Genomic DNA, 22,250 nt, shown 5'->3' with positions numbered 1-22,250 from the left:
GGCGTGTAAAAGCGTGCGTGGGTTCGAATCCCACATCCTCCTTTATTATTAACGCGGGATGGAGCAGCTCGGTAGCTCGTCGGGCTCATAACCCGAAGGTCGTAGGTTCAAATCCTGCTCCCGCAATAAGGCTCGGTAGCTCAGTTGGTAGAGCAATGGATTGAAGCTCCATGTGTCGGCGGTTCGATTCCGTCTCGCGCCATTTATATTATTAAGGAAGGGTAGCGAAGAGGCTAAACGCGGCGGACTGTAAATCCGCTCCTTTGGGTTCGGGGGTTCGAATCCCTCCCCTTCCATAGTAACGGGCATAGTTTAAAGGTAGAACTAAGGTCTCCAAAACCTTCAGTGTGGGTTCAATTCCTACTGCCCGTGTTTGTTAAATTATGGCGGGTGTGGTGAAGTGGTTAACACATCAGATTGTGGCTCTGACATTCGGGGGTTCGATTCCCCTCACTCGCCTATTTATATTATTGGGGTATAGCCAAGCGGTAAGGCAAGGGACTTTGACTCCCTCATGCGTTGGTTCGAATCCAGCTACCCCAGTTATACTTTGCCGGCGTGGCGGAATTGGCAGACGCGCTGGACTCAAAATCCAGTGTCCGCAAGGACGTGCCGGTTCGACCCCGGCCGCCGGTATAGTAGAGAAGACAAGGTTTTCGGATCTTGTTTTTTTTTTTTTTTCAAATAAAGTTTAAAAAAATTTTACTAAAAATAGGTCTATACCATTTACAAATTCTTTTGAAAGGTTTATAATGTAATTGACATAATAAATAGTAGAATATTTTCTTAAGGAGGTTTTCATTATGCCTAAGTATATTAAAGCTGATCAATTTTTCTATCCACATGGTATTCGTCGTGGAGGTTATTTGGAACTTATTGATGGCAAGTTTGGTAAGCACGTTGAAGAGATTTCTGAGGATGCTGAAATTTTAGACTACTCTGGTTACAGCATTGCACCGGGTCTAGTTGACACTCACATTCACGGTTTCGGTGGTGTCGATGTTATGGATAACAATATTGAAGGTACACTTCATACGATGAGTGAAGGTCTTCTTAGCACAGGTGTTACTAGTTTCCTACCAACTACTCTAACATCATCATACGAAAAATTATTAGCTGTTACTGAAAATATTGGTGCGCGCTACAAAGAGGCATCTGGTGCTAAAATTCGTGGGATTTACTTTGAAGGTCCATACTTTACTGAGGAATTTAAAGGAGCTCAAAACCCTGCTTACATGAAAGATCCTCGCATGGATGAATTTCGTGCTTGGCAGAAGGCTGCTAATGGTCTTCTAAATAAAATTGCCCTTGCACCTGAACGTGAAGGTGTTGAGGACTTTGTACGTACGGTTACTGGTGAAGGAGTTACTGTTGCTTTAGGTCACTCAAATGCAACTTTTGATCAGGCTAAGAAGGCTGTTGACGCTGGTGCAAGTGTTTGGGTTCATGCTTATAATGGTATGCGTGGGTTAACTCACCGTGAGCTTGGTATGGTTGGTGCTATGTATGAATTGCCACATACTTATGCTGAATTGATATGCGATGGGCATCACGTTGATCCTAAGGCCTGTGACATCCTACTTAAACAAAAAGGTACTGGAAATATTGCTCTTATCACTGACTGTATGACAGCGGGTGGTTTGCAAGATGGTGACTACATGCTAGGAGAATTCCCAGTTGTGGTTGCAAATGGTACTGCACGTCTCAAATCTACTGGGAACTTGGCAGGTTCTATTCTCAAACTTAAAGATGGTTTGAAAAATGTTGTTGAATGGGGCATTGCAAATCCACATGAAGCAGTTATGATGGCCAGTCTCAACCCAGCAAAATCAGTTCATATTGATGACGTTTGCGGACAAATCCGTGAAGGCTACGATGCTGACTTTATCGTTCTTGATAAGGATTTGGAATTGGTAGCAACTTACCTTGATGGTGAAAAACGTTATCAAGCATAATCTCTAAAGTAGAAACTAATTTAGTTTCTACTTTTTTAATAATTTTGTTATTTTTTTCACATATTACTTGATTTTCTATTTGAATAGGCTTACAATTATGATATAAACAATACAAATAAAAAAGCGGAGGAGTGCTTATGAAAGCTTATACTTACGTTAAACCAGGACTTGCGTCATTTGTTGATGTTGACAAACCGATTATTCGCAAGCCGACAGATGCTATTGTGCGTATCGTTAAGACTACTATTTGTGGTACAGACCTTCATATTATTAAAGGGGATGTTCCTGCTTGTAAGAGTGGAACTATCCTAGGGCATGAAGGAATTGGTATTGTAGAGGAAGTCGGAGCAGGAGTTTCAAACTTCAAAAAGGGTGATAAGGTTTTGATTTCTTGTGTTTGTGCCTGTGGTAAATGCTACTACTGTAAAAAGGGAATCTATGCCCACTGTGAAGACGAAGGTGGTTGGATTTTTGGACATTTGATCGACGGTATGCAAGCAGAATATCTTCGTGTTCCTCATGCTGATAATACTCTCTATCACACTCCAGCTGACTTGTCTGATGAAGCCTTGGTTATGTTATCTGATATCCTACCAACTGGTTATGAAATTGGTGTCTTAAAAGGGAAAGTAGAGCCTGGTTGTAGTGTAGCTATCATAGGTTCAGGTCCAGTTGGCTTGGCAGCTCTCTTGACTGCACAATTCTACTCACCAGCTAAATTGATTATGGTAGACTTAGATGATCACCGTTTGGATACTGCTGTTTCTTTTGGTGCTACTCATAAAATCAACTGTGCAGATGCTGAAAAGGCTATTCAAGAAATCTACGATTTAACAGATGGTAGAGGGGTTGATGTAGCTATCGAAGCAGTTGGGATCCCACAAAGTTTTGACTTCTGTCAGAAGATTATTGGGATTGATGGAACGGTAGCAAACTGTGGTGTGCATGGTAAGCCAGTTCAGTTTGATTTGGATACTCTATGGATTCGTAACATTAACGTAACTACCGGCTTGGTTTCTACCAACACAACTCCTCAGCTTTTGAAAGCTTTAGAAAGCCATAAAATTGAACCAGAAAAATTAGTAACTCATTACTTCAAACTAAGTGAAATTGAAAAGGCCTATGAAGTATTTGGTAAGGCTGCAGATCATCATGCGATTAAGGTTATCATTGAAAACGATATTTCAGAAAGTTAATCTTATCTTTGAATCCAGTTATTTTTTTGAATAGCTGGATTTTTTGAAAAAGTTTTATAATTCGTGAAAATGAGCAAATTTCTTTCATTATTCTAAAAAATTCGCTATAATATACGGTACAAAGGAAGTAAGAAATGTATCGAGTTATAGAAATGTATGGAGATTTTGAGCCTTGGTGGTTTTTAGAAGGCTGGGAAGAAGATGTTATTGCGAGTAAGCAATTCGAAAACTACTATGACGCCTTGAAGTATTATAAATCTTGTTGGTTTGATTTGGAAGAGAGAATCCCGCTCTACAAGAGTCGCGGAGATTTGATGACCATATTTTGGGATCCAGGCGACCAACGTTGGTGTGAAGAATGTGATGAATTTCTTCAGCAATATCATTCCTTGGCTTTACTGGAAGATGGTCAAGTTATACCAGATGAAAAATTCAGACCGGGTTATGAAAAACAAACTGGTTTAGAAATCCACCGTACTTGTCGCATCAAAAAAGAAGAAACAACTTTTTAATGAAGTTGTTTCTTCTTTTTTTATATTTTCTTCGAATAATAAGAATGAGGAGGAAGATATGGTACAAATACTTGCACAAGAATTGATTACACTGGCCAAAAAACAGGGAGCTCAGGACATCTATTTTGTTCCTAAAGAAAAGATTTATGAGCTACATATGCGAGTTGGAGATGAGAGGCGATTTGTTGATAGTTATGACTTTGAAAAGTTGGGTGCTGTCATTAGTCATTTTAAATTTATTGCAGGGATGAATGTTGGAGAAAAGCGTCGTAGTCAGCTTGGGTCCTGTGATTATCAGCATGATGGCAAGGTGTCTTCACTACGCCTATCGACGGTAGGAGATTATCGTGGTCATGAGAGTTTAGTTATTCGCCTTTTACACGATGAAGAGCAAGAGTTACGCTTCTGGTTTCAAGACCTTAAGGAACTAGAAAAGGGCTTTAGGCAACGCGGCCTTTATCTATTTGCAGGACCTGTAGGAAGTGGTAAAACTACCTTAATGCATGAATTAGCTAAGTCATTGTTTAAGGGACAACAAGTCATGTCCATTGAGGACCCAGTCGAGATTAAGCAAGAAGAGATGCTGCAATTACAACTCAATGAAGCTATCGGACTGAGTTATGAAAACTTGATAAAACTTTCTTTGCGGCACCGCCCAGATCTTTTGATTATTGGGGAAATTCGGGATAGCGAAACAGCCCGTGCTGTTGTACGAGCTAGCTTAACGGGTGCCACAGTATTCTCAACCATTCATGCTAAGAGTATTCGTGGAGTTTATGAGCGTCTTTTAGAACTTGGTGTCAGCGAAGATGAACTAGCAGTTGTTTTACAAGGTGTTTGCTACCAGAGGTTAATCGGGGGAGGAGGAATTATTGATTTTGCAAACCAAAATTATCAAGAACACCAAGCAAACAAGTGGAATGAGCAAATTGACCAACTTTTTAAAGATGGACATATCACTGCCCTTCAAGCTGAAACGGAGAAAATTAGCTACCAGTAAGCAGAAGAAAATTATCACTCTCTTTAACAATTTGTTTTCTAGTGGTTTTCACTTGGTAGAAATCATTTCCTTTCTTGATAGAAGTCTTTTGTTGGAGAAGGAATATGTTTCACAGATGCGCCTAGGACTATCGAAAGGAAAATCTTTCTCGGAAATGATGGGGAATTTAGGTTTTTCGAGTGCGATTGTCACTCAACTTTCATTGGCTGAAGTTCATGGAAATCTCCACTTGAGTTTGGGGAAAATTGAAGAATATTTGGATAATCTTGCTAAGGTCAAGAAGAGGTTAATTGAAGTTGCGACCTACCCACTTATTTTGCTAGCTTTCTTACTGCTCATAATGTTGGGGTTGCGAAATTATCTCTTGCCCCAACTGGATAGTAGTAACATAGCTACCTTAGTGATTGGCAATCTACCACAGATTTTTCTTAGTTTCACTCTTGTTCTGGGTTTAGTATCTTTAACTGGTCTGATTTTCTACAGAAAGTCTGCGAAAATTCAAGTTTTCTCTTTTCTGGCTAGAATTCCCTTTCTAGGTGTGTTTGTTCAGTATTATCTAACTGCCTATTATGCTCGAGAATGGGGTAATATGATTGGTCAAGGCCTGGAGCTATCACAGATTTTCCAGATGATGCAGGAGAAAGGAAATCCTCTTTTTAGGGAAATAGGACAAGATTTAGATCAAGCCTTGCAAAATGGGCATGAATTTTCTAAGGTTGTTCAGACCTATCCCTTCTTTAGAAAGGAGTTGGGATTAATCATTGAATATGGAGAAGTTAAATCTAAGTTGGGAAGTGAACTGGAAATATATGCGGAGAAAACTTGGGAATCTTTCTTTACTCGGGTTAATCGAACCATGAACCTTGTTCAACCACTGGTCTTTATTTTTGTAGCCCTGCTAATCGTTTTATTGTACGCAGCCATGTTGCTGCCAATGTATCAAAATATGGAGGTAAATTTTTAGATGAAAAAAATGATGATGAAATTGAAGAAAGCTAAGGTACAAGCCTTTACTCTTGTAGAAATGTTAATTGTACTTTTAATTATTAGTGTTTTACTTTTACTTTTTGTGCCAAATCTTACTAAGCAAAAGGATGCAGTCAATGATAAGGGGAAAGCAGCTGTCGTCAAGGTGGTAGAAAGTCAAGCAGAACTCTATAGTCTGGATAAAAATGAAGATGCTAGTCTAAGCAAATTACAGGCAGATGGACGTATCACTGCTGAGCAAGCAAAAGCTTACAAAGAGTATCATGATAAACAAAAGACAAGTCAAACAGTTGCGGATTAGGGCTTTTACCATGCTAGAAAGTCTATTGGTTTTAGGGATAGTCAGCATTTTGGCTTTGGGTTTGTCAAGTTCAGTTCAATCCACTTTTGCGGCGGTGGAAGAGCAAATTTTCTTCATGGAGTTTGAGGAACTTTATCGAGAAACCCAGAAACGAAGTCTGGCTAATCAACAAAAGATGAATTTAATGTTAGAAGAGAGGAGTATTAGTAATGGTTATCAAAAGTTAGCCATTCCTAAAGGGATTCAGCTTCAGTCACATCAGTCAATAACATTTGATAAGGCTGGAGGTAGTTCATATCTGGTTAGCATCAGATTTCAAACAAGGAAAGAAGTAGTTCGCTATCGACTAAATATAGGAAATGGAAAGATTAAACGTATTCAAGAAGCAAAAAATTAAGGCGGTTATTTTACTGGAAGCAGTGATTTCACTAGCCATTTTTGCCAGTATTGCAACCCTCTTGCTGGGGCAGATTCAAGAAAGTAGAAAAAGAGAAGCAGAGCTTCTAAAACAGGAAGAAGTTTTACGAGTGGCTCGTATGGCTTTGCAAACTGGACAAAAGCAGTTGACTGTCAATGGGCTTACTGTTCATGTTGTCTCGAATGAGCGAGGTTTGGAGGTGTATCATGGAACTGAAAAATTACTGGCGATTCAAGATAAGTAGAGTCAGAGCCTTTACTCTTTTAGAATCTCTGGTTGCTCTTATTGTGATTAGTGGGAGTTTACTTCTTTTTCAATCTATGAGCCAACTCTTGGTTTCAGAAGTTCGCTATCAGCACAAAAGTGAGCAGAAGGAGTGGCTTTTATTTGTGGATCAGCTAGAAGCAGAGTTGAGTCGAGCCCGGTTTGAAAAAGTTGAGAATGATAGGCTTTACCTCAAACAAGATGGTAAACCTATTTCCATGGGTAAATCAAGGTCAGATGATTTTCGGAAAACAGATGCCAGTGGACGTGGCTATCAACCCATGGTTTATGGCCTTAAATCAGCACATATTTACCAAAAAGGGCAAAATGTTCATTTCAATTTTCAGTTTGAAAAGGGACTAGAGAGGGAGTTTATCTATCGTGTTGAAAAAGAAAAAAGTTAGAGCAGGCGTTCTTCTTTATGCCCTTGTAATGGCAGGTATTTTTAGTCTTCTGTTGCAATTTTATCTGAACCGGCAAGTAGCTCATCATCAGGATTATGTCTTAAATAAAGAGAAACTGGTGGCTTATGCGATGGCTAAGAGAACCTATGAAAGAGCTAATTCTGAAAGTGGAGAACAGTCATTCAATGTAGGAAAGTCAACTTATCGTAACGACGAAAACTTCTTCACAGCGACTATTGACACAGGAAAAAATCAGTTTGAATTTCACTTTCCATCTCAGAAAAAAACTGACCAAAAGGCTAAGAAGATAGAAAACAAGTCTAAAGAAGGAAGTGAGGAGAAAAAAGAAGAACAGGTTAAAAAAGAGATAGCTATGTCTTCCAAATTAGCCCCTTTTAGGAATGATACAGAATAGTTAGGACGAGGTTTTTACCTGAAATCATGCTATAATAGATACATATGGAGGACCAAAAATGGCAAGTGTAAAATTGTATCTAGTGCGTCATGGGAAAACAATGTTTAATACGATTGGGCGTGCTCAAGGCTGGAGTGATACTCCTTTAACAGCTGAAGGTGAGCGAGGTATTCATGAATTGGGGATTGGCTTGCGTGAGTCAGGCTTAAGGTTTGAGCGTGCTTATTCAAGTGACTCGGGGCGGACCATTCAGACTATGGGGATTATCCTTGAGGAGCTTGGTTTAACAGGACAAATTCCTTATCGTATGGATAAGCGAATCCGTGAGTGGTGCTTTGGTAGCTTTGATGGTGCTTATGATGGGGACCTATTTATGGGCATCATTCCTCGTATCTTTAATGTCGATCATGTGCATCGTTTGTCCTATGCTGAACTAGCTGAAGGTTTGGTAGAAGTGGATACAGCAGGCTGGGCTGAAGGATGGGAAAAACTAAGTGGTCGCATCTGGGAAGGTTTTGAAGCCATTGCCAAGGAAATGGAAGCCAATGGTGGAGGAAATGCTCTCGTTGTCAGTCATGGAATGACAATTGGAACTATTGTTTACCTCATTAACGGCATGCATCCACATGGTCTTGATAATGGAAGTGTGACGATTCTAGAGTACGAAGATGGTCAGTTCTCAGTCCAGATTGTTGGGGACTCTAGCTACCGTGAAATTGGACGAGCTCAATTAGACGAGCAAGATAGTTCAGAACAATAAAATTCAGTACTAAATTTAGAAGAATTTTTAAAGGATTGATAGAATGCTAATGTCGTGTTTGCACAAGCTTCTGAGAGCTGAGTGCTTTGACAATAGCATTCTTTTTTGTTAGAATAGCATCAACATGAAAGCATAAGAAGGGACTGACAGAGTTGTCGTTCCCTTTTGTCTATCTGATTAGGAGGAAATATGCTGTTTCAGAAAATAAAAGCATACAAATGGCAGGCTCTAGCTTCCTTAATTATGACAGGTCTAATGGTAACGAGTTCACTCCTGCAACCGCGTTATTTGCAGAAAGTTTTAGAGGCACTGCTAACAGGTGATAATGAAGCTATTTATAGTATCGGATTTTGGTTAATTCTAGTTGCCTTGATCGGTTTGGTCGCAGGTGGCATCAATGTTATGTTAGCAGCCTACATTGCTCAAGGAGTTTCGTCTGACTTACGTGAAGATGCCTTTCGTAAGATTCAAACTTTTTCATACGCCAATATTGAGAAGTTTAATGCAGGGAACCTCGTTGTGCGTATGACCAACGATATCAACCAGATTCAAAACGTCGTTATGATGACCTTCCAAATCCTCTTTCGACTACCGATTTTATTTATTGGTTCCTTTATATTAGCCGTTGTTACTCTGCCTTCGCTGTGGTGGGTGCTGGTTCTTATGGTCGTTTTGATCGTCGCCATGACAGGTCTTATGATGGGAATGATGGGGCCGCGCTTTGCAAAATTCCAGACCTTATTGGAGCGTATCAATGCCATTGCCAAAGAGAATTTACGTGGTGTGCGCGTGGTTAAGTCTTTTGTCCGAGAAAAAGATCAATTTGATAAGTTTACGCAGGTATCCGATGAATTGCTGGGTGAAAACCTTTATATCGGCTACGCCTTTTCTATCGTTCAGCCTGTAATGATGCTGATTTCTTATGGGGCCGTTTTTCTTTCAATCTGGCTTGTAGCAGGTATGGCAGAGTCAGATCCGTCAGTCGTTGGTTCCATTGCTTCCTTTGTGAACTATCTGAGTCAGATTATCTTTACCATCGTCATGGTTGGATTTTTGGGGAACTCAGTTACTCGTGCCATGATTTCCCTTCGTCGTATTCGTGAAATCCTTGATACAGAACCAGCTATGACTTTCAAGGATGTGGAAGATGAAGAATTGGAAGGAAGTCTCAGTTTTGAAAATGTGACCTTTACCTATCCAAATGATGAAGAACCTATCCTAAAAGATGTATCCTTCGATATCGCAGCTGGTGAAATGGTTGGGGTTGTCGGAGCAACTGGTGCAGGGAAATCAACCTTGGCTCAGTTGATTCCACGATTATTTGATCCTCAGCAAGGTTCGATCAAAATTGGTGGAAAGGACATTCGTACAGTTAGTGAAGGGACGCTTCGTAAGACAGTTTCTATCGTCCTACAAAAAGCCATTCTCTTTAGTGGAACCATCGCAGATAATCTCAGACAAGGTAAGGGAGATGCGACAGTTTCAGAAATGGAACGCGCAGCTCGCATTGCCCAGGCGAGTGAATTTATTAGTCGTATGGACTTAGCCTTTGAAAGTCCGGTTGAAGAACGTGGGACCAACTTTTCTGGTGGACAAAAACAAAGAATGTCTATTGCGCGTGGGATTGTTAGCAATCCTAAGATTTTGATTTTTGATGATTCAACCTCCGCCCTTGATGCCAAATCAGAACGTTTGGTCCAAGAAGCCCTCAATAAGGATTTGAAGGGGACGACTACGATTATCATCGCGCAAAAGATTAGCTCTGTTGTGCATGCGGATAAAATTTTAGTGCTTGACCAAGGTCGCTTGATTGGTCAAGGTAAGCATGCTGACTTGGTCGCAACGAATCCAGTTTATCGTGAAATTTATGAAACGCAAAAAGGAAAGGAGGAGTAGGATGAAGACATTTGAATTCTTTTGGAACTATTTTAAAGTTTATAAGATATCCTTTGTCGTTGTCATTGCTATGATTATCATTGCAACGGTAGCCCAAGCCCTCTTTCCAGTGTTTGCAGGTCAAACAGTCACAGAACTGGCTAATTTGGTTATAGCTTATCAAAATGGGAATCCTGATATGGTTTGGCAAAGTCTCTTGGGACTCTTGATGAATCTTGCTTATATTTTGATTGTGCTCGTGGTGTCGAGTCTCATCTATATGGTTTTGATGAGCCGTATTATTGCCGAATCGACAAATGAGATGCGTAAGGGACTTTTTGGCAAGCTTTCTCGCTTGACTGTTTCCTTCTTTGACCGCCATCAAGATGGTGATATCCTGTCACGTTTCACCAGTGACTTGGACAACATCCTACAGGCTTTCAACGAGAGTCTGGTGTCTGTTATGACCAATATTGCCCTTTATATTGGTTTGTTGATTGTCATGTTCGCAAAAAATGTGACCTTGGCTTTGATTACGATTGCTAGCACTCCGATAGCTGTCATCATGTTGATTGTCATTTTGAAATTGGCAAGAAAATATACCAACCTTCAGCAAAAAGAGGTTGGGAAGCTAAATGCATACATGGATGAAAGTATTTCTGGGCAAAAAGCAGTTATCGTTCAGGGCATTCAAGAAGATGTGATTGCTGGTTTTGTCGAGCAGAATGAACGGGTTCGAAAAGCCACTTTCAAGGGCAGAATGTTTTCAGGAATTCTTTTTCCTGTTATGAACGGGATGAGCTTGGTCAATACAGCTATTGTTATTTTTGTCGGTTCAGCTGTCTTACTGAATGATAAGAACATCGAGACAGCAACTGCTCTGGGTTTGATTGTCATGTTTACCCAGTTTTCTCAGCAATATTACCAACCAATTATCCAATTGGCAGCGAGCTGGGGAAGTTTGCAACTAGCCTTTACAGGTGCAGAACGAATCCAAGAAATGTTTGATGCAGAAGAAGAAGTCCGCCCTCAAGATGCTCCAGCCTTTAGCGAATTAAAAGAGGGTGTGGAGATTCAGAACGTAGACTTCTCCTACCTTCCGGGTAAACCGATTCTGAAAGATGTCAGCATTTCAGCTCCAAAAGGGAAAATGATTGCGGTAGTTGGTCCGACAGGTTCAGGGAAAACGACCATCATGAACTTGATCAATCGTTTTTATGATGTGGATGCAGGTAGTATCAGCTTTGATGGAACAGATATTCGCGAGTTTGATTTAGACAGTTTGCGAAGTAAGGTAGGAATTGTCCTACAGGATTCTGTTTTGTTTAGCGGAACTATTCGGGACAATATTCGATTCGGTGTACCAGATGCTAGTAAGGAGATGGTAGAAGCAGCTGCAAAGGCTACACATATCCATGACTATATCGAAAGTCTACCAGATAAGTACGATACTCTGATTAATGATGACCAGAGCGTCTTCTCAACCGGTCAAAAGCAGCTGATTTCCATCGCCCGTACCTTGATGACAGATCCACAGGTCTTAATCTTGGATGAGGCAACATCAAATGTTGATACTGTAACAGAAAGCAAGATTCAAAATGCCATGGAAGCTATTGTGGCAGGAAGAACTAGTTTTGTGATTGCTCACCGCTTGAAAACAATTCTAAATGCTGATCAGATTATTGTACTTAAAGATGGTCAAGTTATTGAGCAAGGAAATCATCACGAATTGCTGAAACTTGATGGCTTCTACGCAGAATTGTATCATAATCAATTTGTCTTTGAATAATACTCTTCGAAAATCTCTTCAAACCACGTCAGCGTCCCCTTGCCGTATATGTGTTACTGACTTCGTCAGTTCTATCCACAACCTCAAAACTGTGTTTTGAGCAACCTGCGGCTAGCTTCCTAATTTGCTCTTTGATTTTCATTGAGTATAAGCAAAAAAGTTGTCCTAATTTTGGGCAACTTTTTCTGATAAAAAAATTTTATCACGGACTTAAAAAATACATATTAGACAGGAGTGGGCAAGGATGATAAGATAAGATTATCAATAGAAAACGAAAGGAAGTCAGTGATGGCAAGAACAGTTGTTGGAGTAGCGGCGAACCTATGTCCTGTGGACGCAGAAGGAAAAAATATTCATTCATCAGTCTCTTGTAAATTTGCTGAGAGTATTCGTCAGGTTGGCGGACTTCCTTTGGTGATTCCAGTTGGGGATGAGTCAGTTGTCCACGACTACGTAGAAATGATTGACAAGCTTATCTTGACTGGAGGGCAAAATGTCCATCCTCAGTTTTATGGTGAAGAAAAAACGATTGATAGCGACGACTATAACCTAACTCGCGACGAGTTTGAGCTAGCTCTTCTACAAGAAGCCTTGCGTCAGAACAAGCCAATCTTAGCCATTTGCCGTGGTGTCCAGCTTGTCAATGTTGCCTTTGGTGGGACACTCAATCAGGATATTGAAGGTCATTGGCAAGGTCTACCTTTTGGGACTTCACATTCTATTGAGACAGTGGATGGCAGTGTAGTGTCTAAATTGTTTGGTAAAGAAAGTCAGGTTAATTCAGTTCACCGTCAGAGCATTAAAGATCTGGCACCCAATTTCCGTGTGACGGCTGTAGATCCACGTGATCAAACTGTTGAAGCAATTGAATCCATTGATGAACACCGTATTATTGGTCTCCAGTGGCATCCAGAATTTCTGGTCAATGAAGAAGATGGCAACTTAGAATTATTTGAGTATTTATTGAATGAATTGTAACGACTAGAAACCTAGTCGTTTTTTTATTCATCACTTACGAATTTTTATAGAGTCGCGTTTTTACGCAAACGTTTGAATTGTGATAAAAATTGGAAATTTTTAGTATAAAAACTTGAAAAAATTGTTAGTAAGCGTTATGATAGAAAAGAAGAAATTTTGGAGGAATACTATGTCACATATTAAATTTGATTATTCAAAAGTATTAGACAAATTTGTTGCACCACATGAAGTGGAATACATGCAAGCACAAGTTACAGCAGCAGACGAATTGATCCGTAAAGGAACTGGTGCTGGTAGCGACTTCTTGGGTTGGTTGGACCTTCCTGAGAACTACGACCGCGAAGAATTTGACCGCATCTTGAAAGCTGCTGAACAAATCAAATCAGACAGCGATGTCTTGGTTGTTATCGGTATCGGTGGATCATACCTTGGAGCTAAAGCAGCCATTGACTTCTTGAACCACCACTTTGCAAACTTGCAAATAAAAGAAGAACGCAAAGCGCCACAAATCCTTTACGCTGGGAACTCAATCTCATCAACTTACCTTGCTGACTTGGTAGAGTATGTTTCAGATAAAGACTTCTCAGTGAACGTGATTTCTAAATCAGGTACAACAACTGAACCAGCCATCGCTTTCCGTGTCTTCAAAGAACTCTTGGTTAAGAAATACGGTCAAGAAGAAGCTAACAAACGTATCTACGCAACAACTGACCGCCAAAAAGGTGCTGTTAAGGTTGAAGCAGATGCTAACGGTTGGGAAACATTTGTTGTTCCAGATGATATCGGTGGACGCTTCTCAGTATTGACAGCAGTTGGTTTGCTTCCAATCGCAGCATCAGGTGCAGATATCAAAGCCCTTATGGAAGGTGCTAATGCTGCTCGTAAAGACTACACTTCAGACAAACTTTCTGAAAATGAAGCTTACCAATATGCTGCAGTGCGTAACATCCTTTACCGTAAAGGCTATGCCACTGAAATCTTGGTAAACTACGAGCCATCACTTCAATACTTCTCAGAATGGTGGAAACAATTGGCTGGTGAGTCAGAAGGGAAAGACCAGAAAGGTATTTACCCAACTTCAGCTAACTTCTCAACAGACTTGCATTCATTGGGGCAATTTATCCAAGAAGGAACTCGTATCATGTTTGAAACAGTTGTCCGCGTTGACAAACCTCGTAAGAATGTAATCATCCCTACTTTGGAAGAAGACCTTGACGGACTTGGCTACCTCCAAGGAAAAGATGTTGACTTCGTTAACAAAAAAGCAACTGATGGTGTTCTTCTTGCCCACACTGACGGTGACGTGCCAAACATGTACGTGACTCTTCCTGAGCAAGATGCCTTCACTCTTGGATACACTATCTACTTCTTCGAATTGGCTATCGCCCTTTCAGGTTACTTGAATGCTATCAACCCATTTGACCAACCAGGTGTTGAAGCTTACAAACGTAACATGTTTGCCCTTCTTGGTAAACCAGGATTTGAAGAATTGAGCAAAGAACTAAACGCTCGTCTATAATAGAATAAAAAAGAGTGGTTTTACCACTCTTTTTGCTTTTTCTTGAAAAGAGAAATTGGACTCTGGCAAGACTTGTGATATAATATAGAGAGCAAAAAGGCAGATGCCTATAGACTTTACAGGAGAAACTATGTCAAAAGATATTCGTGTGCGTTATGCACCAAGTCCAACAGGACTACTACACATTGGAAATGCCCGTACAGCATTGTTTAACTACTTGTATGCACGCCACCATGGTGGAACTTTTATCATCCGTATCGAGGATACTGACCGTAAGCGTCACGTTGAAGACGGAGAACGTTCACAGCTTGAAAACCTTCGTTGGTTGGGCATGGACTGGGATGAAAGTCCAGAGACTCATGAAAACTACCGCCAGTCTGAGCGTTTGGAACTCTATCAAAAATACATTGACCAACTCTTAGCTGAAGGAAAAGCCTACAAATCTTACGTTACAGAAGAAGAATTAGCAACTGAACGCGAACGCCAAGAAGCAGCAGGTGAAACACCTCGTTACATTAACGAATACCTTGGTATGAGCCAAGAAGAAAAAGCAGCTTACGTTGCAGAACGTGAAGCAGCAGGTATTATCCCAACTGTACGTTTGGCAGTGAATGAGTCTGGTATCTACAAGTGGCATGACATGGTCAAAGGTGATATCGAATTTGAAGGTGGCAATATCGGTGGGGACTGGGTTATCCAAAAGAAAGATGGCTACCCAACTTACAATTTTGCCGTTGTGATTGATGACCACGATATGCAAATCTCTCATGTCATTCGTGGAGATGACCACATTGCCAATACACCAAAACAGCTCATGGTCTATGAAGCGCTTGGTTGGGAAGCTCCAGAGTTCGGTCACATGACTTTGATTATTAACTCTGAAACTGGTAAGAAGTTGTCTAAACGTGACACCAATACACTTCAGTTCATCGAAGATTACCGTAAGAAGGGCTACCTTCCAGAAGCAGTCTTTAACTTTATCGCTCTTCTTGGCTGGAACCCTGGCGGGGAAGATGAAATCTTCTCTCGTGAAGAACTCATCAAGCTCTTTGATGAAAACCGTCTTAGTAAGTCTCCAGCAGCCTTCGACCAGAAGAAACTTGATTGGATGAGCAATGACTATATCAAGAATGCAGACCTCGAGACTATTTTTGAAATGGCAAAACCATTCCTTGAAGAAGCAGGACGTTTGACAGACAAGGCTAAAAAATTGGTGGAACTCTACAAACCACAAATGAAGTCAGTGGACGAAATCGTTCCATTGACAGACCTTTTCTTTTCAGACTTCCCAGAATTGACAGAAGCTGAACGAGAAGTGATGGCTGGTGAAACTGTTCCGACTGTACTTGAGGCCTTTAAGGCGAAACTTGAGTCTATGTCAGACGACGAGTTTGTGGTGGAAAACATTTTCCCACAAATCAAAGCAGTTCAAAAAGAAACAGGTATCAAAGGGAAGAACCTCTTCATGCCAATCCGTATCGCTGTTTCAGGGGAGATGCATGGGCCAGAACTACCAGAAACCATCTACTTGCTTGGTCGCGAAAAATCAATCCAACATATTGAAAAAATGTTGGCAGAGATTGCAAAATAAGCTAAGTTTCGACTACTTTTAATTATAGTAATTGTAGGACTTAGTTCAGAGAGAATCAGATGGTTCTCTCTTTTTTGTTGCCAAAGTAGAATCATATTATGGTGTATTGAAATAAGATGTGAACAAAGCAATTGGGAAAGTCAGATTTATTTCTAGAAACATTTTGCAATCGCAATGTACTGTTTTAGATTCAAGCTGCTATAAATTAAATGTTTAGGTGGCACTTTAAAAAAGAGTTCCTTTTATATGTACTTATTTGAAAATGCAAAAGTTTTAGTGTATAATATTAAGTGACAGGGCAGGGGAAAGAAGTCAGTGATATGGTAAAATTCTTTACAAACAGACTCGAATTAGCCCAGACATCGTCTATGTTGTTTGTTGAGTCGACTTATTTTTTCTTTGCGTTTTGCTGATCACAGGAAGAAATTCGTGCGTTCATGCAACTATCATCCATAACGATGCCTTCGTTTTCGATTCGTAGTTGATATGCAACTGTGTATCTACTCTTTCTTTTCCCGAGAATAGAAAGGAATCGACCTTGCTCTGTTTACCTTGCGTTAAGCAAGGTTTTTTTGTGGAATGCTATCGCGAAATTTACGTTTTTTCTATCAAGTGGTATAATATTAACTATCCTGATGAATTGAGGAACTCAAATGAAAGAATTTAACAAATCAATCAAATTAGAGCATGTGGCTTACGACATTCGTGGTCCAGTCCTTGAGGAAGCCATGCGTATGCGAGCAAATGGGGAAAAAATCCTCCGCTTGAATACAGGAAACCCAGCTGAGTTTGGCTTTACAGCACCAGATGAGGTCATCCATGATTTGATTATGAATGCGCGTGATAGTGAAGGTTATTCGGACTCAAAAGGGATCTTTTCAGCCCGTAAAGCAATTATGCAGTACTGCCAGCTCAAGAAATTCCCCAATGTTGGTATTGACGATATTTACCTTGGGAATGGGGTTAGTGAGCTGATTGTTATGTCTATGCAAGGTCTCTTGGACAATGGTGATGAGGTCTTGGTCCCTATGCCTGACTATCCTCTTTGGACTGCTGCAGTCAGCCTGGCTGGAGGAAATGCCGTTCACTACGTCTGTGATGAAGAAGCTGAATGGTATCCTGACTTAGATGATATCAAGTCTAAGATTAGTTCAAATACTAAGGCTATCGTTTTGATCAATCCAAATAACCCAACTGGAGCCCTCTATCCTAAGGAACTCTTGTTAGATATTATTGAGATTGCTCGTCAAAACGACTTAATTATCTTTGCGGATGAAATCTACGACCGTATGGTTATGGATGGCAATGTTCATACACCGGTAGCTAGTCTAGCACCAGATCTTTTCTGTGTCAGCATGAATGGTCTGTCTAAATCTCACCGTATCGCAGGATTCCGTGTGGGTTGGATGGTCTTGTCTGGTCCTAAGAAGCATGTCAAAGGCTATATCGAAGGCCTTAATATGCTTTCAAATATGCGTCTTTGCTCTAACGTCCTAGCACAACAGGTTGTTCAAACTTCACTCGGTGGTCACCAATCGGTGGACGAATTACTATTGCCAGGTGGTCGCATCTATGAGCAAAGAAACTTCATCTACAATGCCATCCAAGAGATTCCAGGTTTGTCAGCGGTTAAACCTAAAGCGGGGCTTTATATCTTCCCTAAAATTGACCGCAATATGTACCGTATCGATGATGATGAGCAGTTTGTCCTTGATTTCTTGAAGCAAGAGAAGGTACTTTTGGTTCACGGACGAGGATTTAACTGGAGAGAACCAGATCACTTCCGTATCGTTTATTTACCACGTGTAGATGAGTTAGCCCAAATCCAAGAAAAGATGACCCGTTTCTTGAAACAGTATCGTAGATAAGGCTTTCATAGCAAAAAAGCTGGAAACATTTGTCAGGGCTATTGACAAATGCAAAAGAATCAGATAGAATAGTAAAGTATGTTTAGTAACTGATCACTTTATAGCCGGCTAAACGAATACAAAATCTATGAGGAGGTATTCATCGTGAAACGTACTTATCAACCAAGTAAACTACGTCGTGCGCGTAAACACGGATTCCGTAACCGTATGTCAACTAAAAACGGTCGTCGCGTATTGGCAGCTCGTCGTCGTAAAGGACGCAAAGTTTTGGCTGCATAATCCAAACAAATTCAACAATGAAGTCAGTAGGAACTCGAGTCTACTGGCTTTTGTTTTGCCCTAAATGATGGCCTGCATTTGCTTTCTATTTTTTCTGAAATAGTGTATAATATTTCATATACTACAAAAATGGAGAATATTTATGAAAAAATCAAAAATCCTTCTACTAGGAGCTGGGCTTTTGAGTGCAAGCTTCTTGATGGTAGCTTGTAACTCGACACAGTCAAATGCATCTGATAAAACCTACTCTTATGTATTTGCTAGCAATCCAGATACACTAGACTACATTACTTCGACACGTGGCTCGACTTCTAGCATTACGACAAACTTGATTGATGGTTTGTTGGAAAATGATAAGTATGGCAATTTGGTTCCTTCTATGGCTGAATCATGGACAGTATCAAAAGATGGCTTGACCTATACCTATAAAATCCGTCAAGGTGTTAAGTGGTATACCTCTGAAGGAGAAGAATATGCTGAAGTAACAGCTCATGACTTTGTGATAGGCCTCAAGTATGCGGCGGATAAAAAGGCAGAAAACTTGTACTTGGTGCAAGACTCTATCAAAGGTTTGGCGGACTATGTTGAGGGTCAATCATCCGACTTTGAGACTGTTGGTATCAAGGCAGTCGATGACTATACTCTCCAATATACCTTAAACAAGCCAGAGTCCTACTGGAATTCGAAGACAACTGGGGGAATTTTAAGCCCTGTCAATGAAGCCTTTTTGAAATCCAAGGGAGATGAATTTGGAAGTGTAACTCCATCTAGTATCCTGTCAAATGGGCCTTACTTGTTCAAATCATTCACTTCAAAATCTTTAATTGAGTTTGAAAAGAATCCGAATTACTGGGACAAGGACAATGTGAAGATTGAGAAAGTAAAACTTTCCTTCTATGACGGTTCAGACCAAGACAGTTTGGCTAGAGGATTCTTAGAAGGCAACTATACAGACGGGCGTATCTTCCCAACAAGCTCAGTCTTTGACCAGTTGAAAAAAGGGAATGAGGACAAGATTACTTATACTCCTCAAAATGCTATAACCTTCTATTATCTCTTCAATGTTAATCGTCAAAGCTACAAGCAAACCATGAAACAGACGGATAAAGAAAAGACGGACTCACGTCTAGCAATGCAAAATAAAGATTTCCGTCAGGCTATTAACTTTGCCTTTGACCGTCATGCCTATGCTGCCCAGACAAATGGAGAAGATGGGGCTGATCGAATCCTTCGAAATACAGTCACACCAAGTAACTTTGTTCAAATCGGTGGCAAAAACTTTGGAGATGCTGTCAATGAAAAGATGGTCAACTATGGTACAGAGTGGTCTAACATCAATCTAAACGATGCCCAAGCAGCTTTCTTGGATCCTGAAAAAGCCAAGGCTGAATTTGCCAAGGCTAAAGAAAGTTTGCAAGCAGAAGGCGTGACCTTCCCTATCCACTTGGATATGTTGGTAGACCAAACTGCTAAGTTGGACGTTCAGCAGGCAAGCTCCTTCAAACAGACAGTTGAAGCAACGCTTGGATCAGATAATGTGGTTATTGATATCATTCAATTGTCACCAGATGAGAAAGACAATGCTACCTTCTTTGCGGATACCGCCGATCAAAAGGATTATGACATCGATATCTCAGGATGGAGTGGAGATTTCTCAGATCCGAAAACCTATCTTGATCTCTTGGATCCAGACTCTGGTTCTCAGTTGAAAAATCTTGGCTTGACTCCAGGAAAAGACAATGAAGTCAAAGAAAAACTCGGTTTAACTACCTACAAGGAGTTGTTGGATGCGGCAGATAATGAGAATGAAAATACGCAAACACGTTATGAAAAATTTGCCGAAGTTCAAGCTTGGTTGACAGATAGTGCTCTCTTCCTACCAGTTCAAAGTGGAGGAGCTAATCCAATCTTCCGTAAGACTGTTCCATTTACAGGGGCCTTCTCATTTGTTGGACACAAGGGAGATGCGGACAACTACAAATATGTTGAATTGCAAAAGGAACCTGTGACTGCGAAACAGTATCAAGAACTTTATGAAAAATGGCAAAAAGAAAAAGCTGAGTCTAATAAAAAAGCCCAAGAAGATTTGGCGAACCACGTTCGATAGAAGAAGGTTATCAATAAAATTTCAAGTCTAATTTTAGGGACTAGATTCAGAAAAAGGCATTACCAGTAGCTTGTTGGTTCTGGTAATGCCTTTTCTTTATTCTTTCAAATGATAAGAGTAGCTAGCAACGACGACATCTTCGTGCCATCTGAGAGCATATTTTAATTTGAGGCTCATTTGATTGTGTAGGATATTTTGCCAAGGTTTGTTAGGGATAAACTGGGGTACAAGAACTGTAACCGTGTAGTTCTTGTTCTTTGCTTCTTGAGAAATCTTTCGAACATAGCGGACTGTAGGAGTAATGATATCGCGATAGCTAGTATTAATGTTTTTTAGAGTAATATTTGGGAAGTAGTCGGCAAATTCTTGGAGGATTTCTTGGTCTTTTTCCTCCGTTTCCTTGGTGGAAATGTGCATGGCCAAAACCTCATCTCCTATGCTTTGAGCGTAATTAATCGCTCCGACGCTGACTCGAGTCACATTTCCCACTAAGACAAGGACGACATTGCCATCGTAGGATTTCTTTTGAATTCCTTCATAAAGTCGAAGTTGTTTAGCCACCTTTTGGTAATGACTGTGGATGGCTAAAAAGAGGAAGGTTAAGACTAGGATAATTGGGAAGAAGGGCCAGATATCCCCAAGCCTGAAGAGTAGTAGAATAAGGACGATAGCATAACAAATGATAGCGCCGAGGATATTAGCAAAGGCAGATTTTAAGAAATGAGAGCCTTTTTCTTTTTTCCAGTGGCGAATCATCCCTGTTTGAGAAAGTGCAAAAGGGACGAAAACTCCGATAGTATAAAGAGGGATCAAGCGTTCTGTATTTCCGTTGAAAATAAGTAGAAGTATTATAGCACCAAAGGCTAAGGTTAAAATACCGTTTGAGTAACCCAGGCGGTCTCCCTTTTCCATAAAGAGATGGGGCATGTACTTGTTCTTAGCCATATTGTAAGCCAACATTGGAAAGGCAGAAAAACCAGTATTTGCAGCAACGGCTAGGATTAGGGCTGTTGAGAATTGGAAGAGATAATAAACAATCTGACCGAGAGCTGAATCCCCTAAAATCCCTTTAGCCATTTGTGAGAGGATTGTTTCTCCGTGTTGAGGTGTAATCCCCATCCAGTAGTTTAAGAAGGTAATCCCTGCAAATAGAAATCCAAGAATCAGAGACATGATGGTCAATGTTTGAGCTGCGTTTTTTTCTTTAGGGCTCTTGAAAAATGGAACGGCATTTGAGATAGCTTCAACTCCAGTTAGTGAGGCCGAACCGCTGGTAAAGGCTCTTAAAATTAGGACAATTGAGAGACTTGGGACAGTTTGACCAATTGCAGAAGTTGCATGATAACTGAGAGAACCTGTCAACAGTTGGAAGATACCAAACAATAAGAGGAAGACCGTACTAAAGATAAAGAGATAGACGGGGATCATCAGAGAACTAGCAGATTCCCTCAAGCCTCGTAGATTTAAAAGCATGAGCAAACATACTAGAAAAATAGAGATGTGGAGGTTGTAAGGATGGAGGGCAGGAAGTGCAGCAGTGATAGCATCAGCTCCTGCTGCCACTGATACGGCTACTGTTAGCATATAGTCAACAAGCAGACTTCCCCCAGCAATCAAACCTAACTCAGGGGAGAGGTTTTCTCGAGTAACCATATAGGCACCTCCACCTTGAGGGTAGGCATGGATGATTTGTCTATAAGAAATGGTCAGGCTAGCTAATAGTAAGAGGACAAAAATGCCGATAGGAAGACTCCACCAGATAGCAAGCGGAGAAAGGCTGGCCAAGACGAGAACGACCTGTTCAGGTCCGTACGCAATAGATGATAGAGCATCGCTTGATAGCATTGCGAGTGCCTGTGTTTTTCCAAGTAGTCCTCCCTCGCCTTCAGTTAAGGACTTAAGGGGACGACCAATAAAGGTATATTTTAGTTTTGTAAACATTTTCTTTCCTTTTCTGAAAAATTTCAACAAGAGTTATTATACTGCTATGAAAAAAAGCCGTCAAGAAAAAATGAATGATTTCAAAATATTT

General features: G+C 40.5%; 20 protein-coding genes and 7 tRNA genes. 26 read left to right on the top strand and 1 reads right to left on the bottom strand.

The annotated features are described in order from the left end of the window. Positions 1 to 52: 52 nt before the first annotated feature. From QM874_RS08415 to QM874_RS08290, 26 genes are all read left to right on the top strand, one after another. Positions 53 to 126, top strand: a tRNA-Met gene (locus tag QM874_RS08415). A gap of 3 nt (positions 127 to 129) precedes the next feature. Beyond that, positions 130 to 202 (top strand) — tRNA-Phe (locus QM874_RS08410). Positions 203 to 215: 13 nt separating this feature from the next. After that, positions 216 to 296 (top strand) — tRNA-Tyr (locus tag QM874_RS08405). A gap of 5 nt (positions 297 to 301) precedes the next feature. Continuing rightward, a tRNA-Trp gene (locus tag QM874_RS08400) sits at positions 302 to 372 on the top strand. Positions 373 to 386: 14 nt separating this feature from the next. Continuing rightward, positions 387 to 459 (top strand) — tRNA-His (locus QM874_RS08395). 12 nt (positions 460 to 471) lie between these two features. Beyond that, positions 472 to 543 (top strand) — tRNA-Gln (locus QM874_RS08390). A gap of 9 nt (positions 544 to 552) precedes the next feature. Beyond that, positions 553 to 636: transfer RNA gene (locus QM874_RS08385), tRNA-Leu, on the top strand. A 167-nt stretch (positions 637 to 803) separates the two neighbouring features. After that, entirely contained in the window at positions 804 to 1,955 is a 1,152-nt protein-coding gene (gene nagA, locus QM874_RS08380; RefSeq protein ID WP_414316938.1) for an N-acetylglucosamine-6-phosphate deacetylase, read from the top strand. Positions 1,956 to 2,092: 137 nt separating this feature from the next. Continuing rightward, entirely contained in the window at positions 2,093 to 3,151 is a 1,059-nt protein-coding gene (locus QM874_RS08375) for a zinc-dependent alcohol dehydrogenase family protein (RefSeq protein WP_414316937.1), read from the top strand. A gap of 134 nt (positions 3,152 to 3,285) precedes the next feature. After that, positions 3,286 to 3,663: a DUF1033 family protein gene (locus QM874_RS08370; RefSeq protein ID WP_414316936.1), complete on the top strand. Its 378-nt coding sequence runs from the start codon at positions 3,286 to 3,288 to the stop codon at positions 3,661 to 3,663. A gap of 58 nt (positions 3,664 to 3,721) precedes the next feature. Beyond that, on the top strand, positions 3,722 to 4,663 hold the full coding sequence (comGA, locus tag QM874_RS08365) for a competence type IV pilus ATPase ComGA (RefSeq protein ID WP_414316935.1): 942 nt from the start codon (positions 3,722 to 3,724) through the stop codon (positions 4,661 to 4,663). Beyond that, positions 4,611 to 5,627 carry a competence type IV pilus assembly protein ComGB gene (gene comGB / locus QM874_RS08360; protein ID WP_414316940.1) on the top strand — a complete coding sequence of 339 codons (1,017 nt, stop codon included), beginning with the start codon at positions 4,611 to 4,613 and terminating at the stop codon, positions 5,625 to 5,627. Before comGA ends, comGB begins: the two co-directional genes overlap by 53 nt. Further along, positions 5,628 to 5,951 carry a competence type IV pilus major pilin ComGC gene (comGC, locus tag QM874_RS08355; RefSeq protein ID WP_414316934.1) on the top strand — a complete coding sequence of 108 codons (324 nt, stop codon included), beginning with the start codon at positions 5,628 to 5,630 and terminating at the stop codon, positions 5,949 to 5,951. Continuing rightward, entirely contained in the window at positions 5,914 to 6,348 is a 435-nt protein-coding gene (comGD, locus tag QM874_RS08350) for a competence type IV pilus minor pilin ComGD (protein ID WP_414316933.1), read from the top strand. Before comGC ends, comGD begins: the two co-directional genes overlap by 38 nt. Further along, positions 6,311 to 6,613: a competence type IV pilus minor pilin ComGE gene (gene comGE / locus QM874_RS08345; RefSeq protein WP_414316932.1), complete on the top strand. Its 303-nt coding sequence runs from the start codon at positions 6,311 to 6,313 to the stop codon at positions 6,611 to 6,613. Before comGD ends, comGE begins: the two co-directional genes overlap by 38 nt. Then, complete coding sequence (gene comGF, locus QM874_RS08340; protein WP_414316931.1) at positions 6,576 to 7,037, top strand: competence type IV pilus minor pilin ComGF; 462 nt, start codon at positions 6,576 to 6,578, stop codon at positions 7,035 to 7,037. The genes comGE and comGF overlap by 38 nt, the downstream gene beginning before the upstream one ends. Next, positions 7,015 to 7,452, top strand: a complete 438-nt coding sequence (comGG, locus tag QM874_RS08335; RefSeq protein ID WP_414316930.1) for a competence type IV pilus minor pilin ComGG — start codon at positions 7,015 to 7,017, stop codon at positions 7,450 to 7,452. Before comGF ends, comGG begins: the two co-directional genes overlap by 23 nt. Before the next feature lie 58 nt (positions 7,453 to 7,510). Continuing rightward, positions 7,511 to 8,212, top strand: a complete 702-nt coding sequence (locus QM874_RS08330) for a histidine phosphatase family protein (protein WP_414316929.1) — start codon at positions 7,511 to 7,513, stop codon at positions 8,210 to 8,212. A 189-nt stretch (positions 8,213 to 8,401) separates the two neighbouring features. Continuing rightward, the gene (locus QM874_RS08325; RefSeq protein WP_414316928.1) at positions 8,402 to 10,108 is read left to right on the top strand and encodes an ABC transporter ATP-binding protein; all 1,707 of its coding nucleotides are present in this window, start codon (positions 8,402 to 8,404) and stop codon (positions 10,106 to 10,108) included. Between the two features lies 1 nt (position 10,109). Beyond that, the gene (locus tag QM874_RS08320) at positions 10,110 to 11,876 is read left to right on the top strand and encodes an ABC transporter ATP-binding protein (protein WP_414316927.1); all 1,767 of its coding nucleotides are present in this window, start codon (positions 10,110 to 10,112) and stop codon (positions 11,874 to 11,876) included. A 288-nt stretch (positions 11,877 to 12,164) separates the two neighbouring features. After that, positions 12,165 to 12,854: a gamma-glutamyl-gamma-aminobutyrate hydrolase family protein gene (locus QM874_RS08315; protein WP_004251575.1), complete on the top strand. Its 690-nt coding sequence runs from the start codon at positions 12,165 to 12,167 to the stop codon at positions 12,852 to 12,854. Between the two features lie 169 nt (positions 12,855 to 13,023). Next, entirely contained in the window at positions 13,024 to 14,373 is a 1,350-nt protein-coding gene (locus tag QM874_RS08310) for a glucose-6-phosphate isomerase (protein WP_414316926.1), read from the top strand. 130 nt (positions 14,374 to 14,503) lie between these two features. Then, entirely contained in the window at positions 14,504 to 15,964 is a 1,461-nt protein-coding gene (gene gltX, locus QM874_RS08305) for a glutamate--tRNA ligase (protein ID WP_414316925.1), read from the top strand. Positions 15,965 to 16,617: 653 nt separating this feature from the next. Beyond that, positions 16,618 to 17,832 (top strand): pyridoxal phosphate-dependent aminotransferase, encoded by a 1,215-nt coding sequence (locus tag QM874_RS08300; RefSeq protein ID WP_414316924.1) that lies wholly within the window; start codon positions 16,618 to 16,620, stop codon positions 17,830 to 17,832. Positions 17,833 to 17,976: 144 nt separating this feature from the next. Beyond that, positions 17,977 to 18,111, top strand: coding sequence for a 50S ribosomal protein L34 (rpmH, locus tag QM874_RS08295; RefSeq protein WP_000831905.1), 135 nt, complete (start codon positions 17,977 to 17,979; stop codon positions 18,109 to 18,111). 142 nt (positions 18,112 to 18,253) lie between these two features. Further along, the gene (locus QM874_RS08290) at positions 18,254 to 20,218 is read left to right on the top strand and encodes a peptide ABC transporter substrate-binding protein (protein WP_414316923.1); all 1,965 of its coding nucleotides are present in this window, start codon (positions 18,254 to 18,256) and stop codon (positions 20,216 to 20,218) included. A 96-nt stretch (positions 20,219 to 20,314) separates the two neighbouring features. Here QM874_RS08290 and QM874_RS08285 read toward each other — a convergent pair whose 3' ends face one another. Then, complete coding sequence (locus QM874_RS08285) at positions 20,315 to 22,159, bottom strand: APC family permease (RefSeq protein ID WP_414316922.1); 1,845 nt, start codon at positions 22,157 to 22,159, stop codon at positions 20,315 to 20,317. Positions 22,160 to 22,250: the final 91 nt, after the last annotated feature.

It is taken from the genome of Streptococcus infantis, from assembly GCF_047463615.1.
GTDB lineage: Bacteria > Bacillota > Bacilli > Lactobacillales > Streptococcaceae > Streptococcus > Streptococcus infantis_X.
The sequence above is the reverse complement of the archived record's forward strand: the minus strand, read 5'-3'. Positions and strand labels throughout refer to the sequence as shown.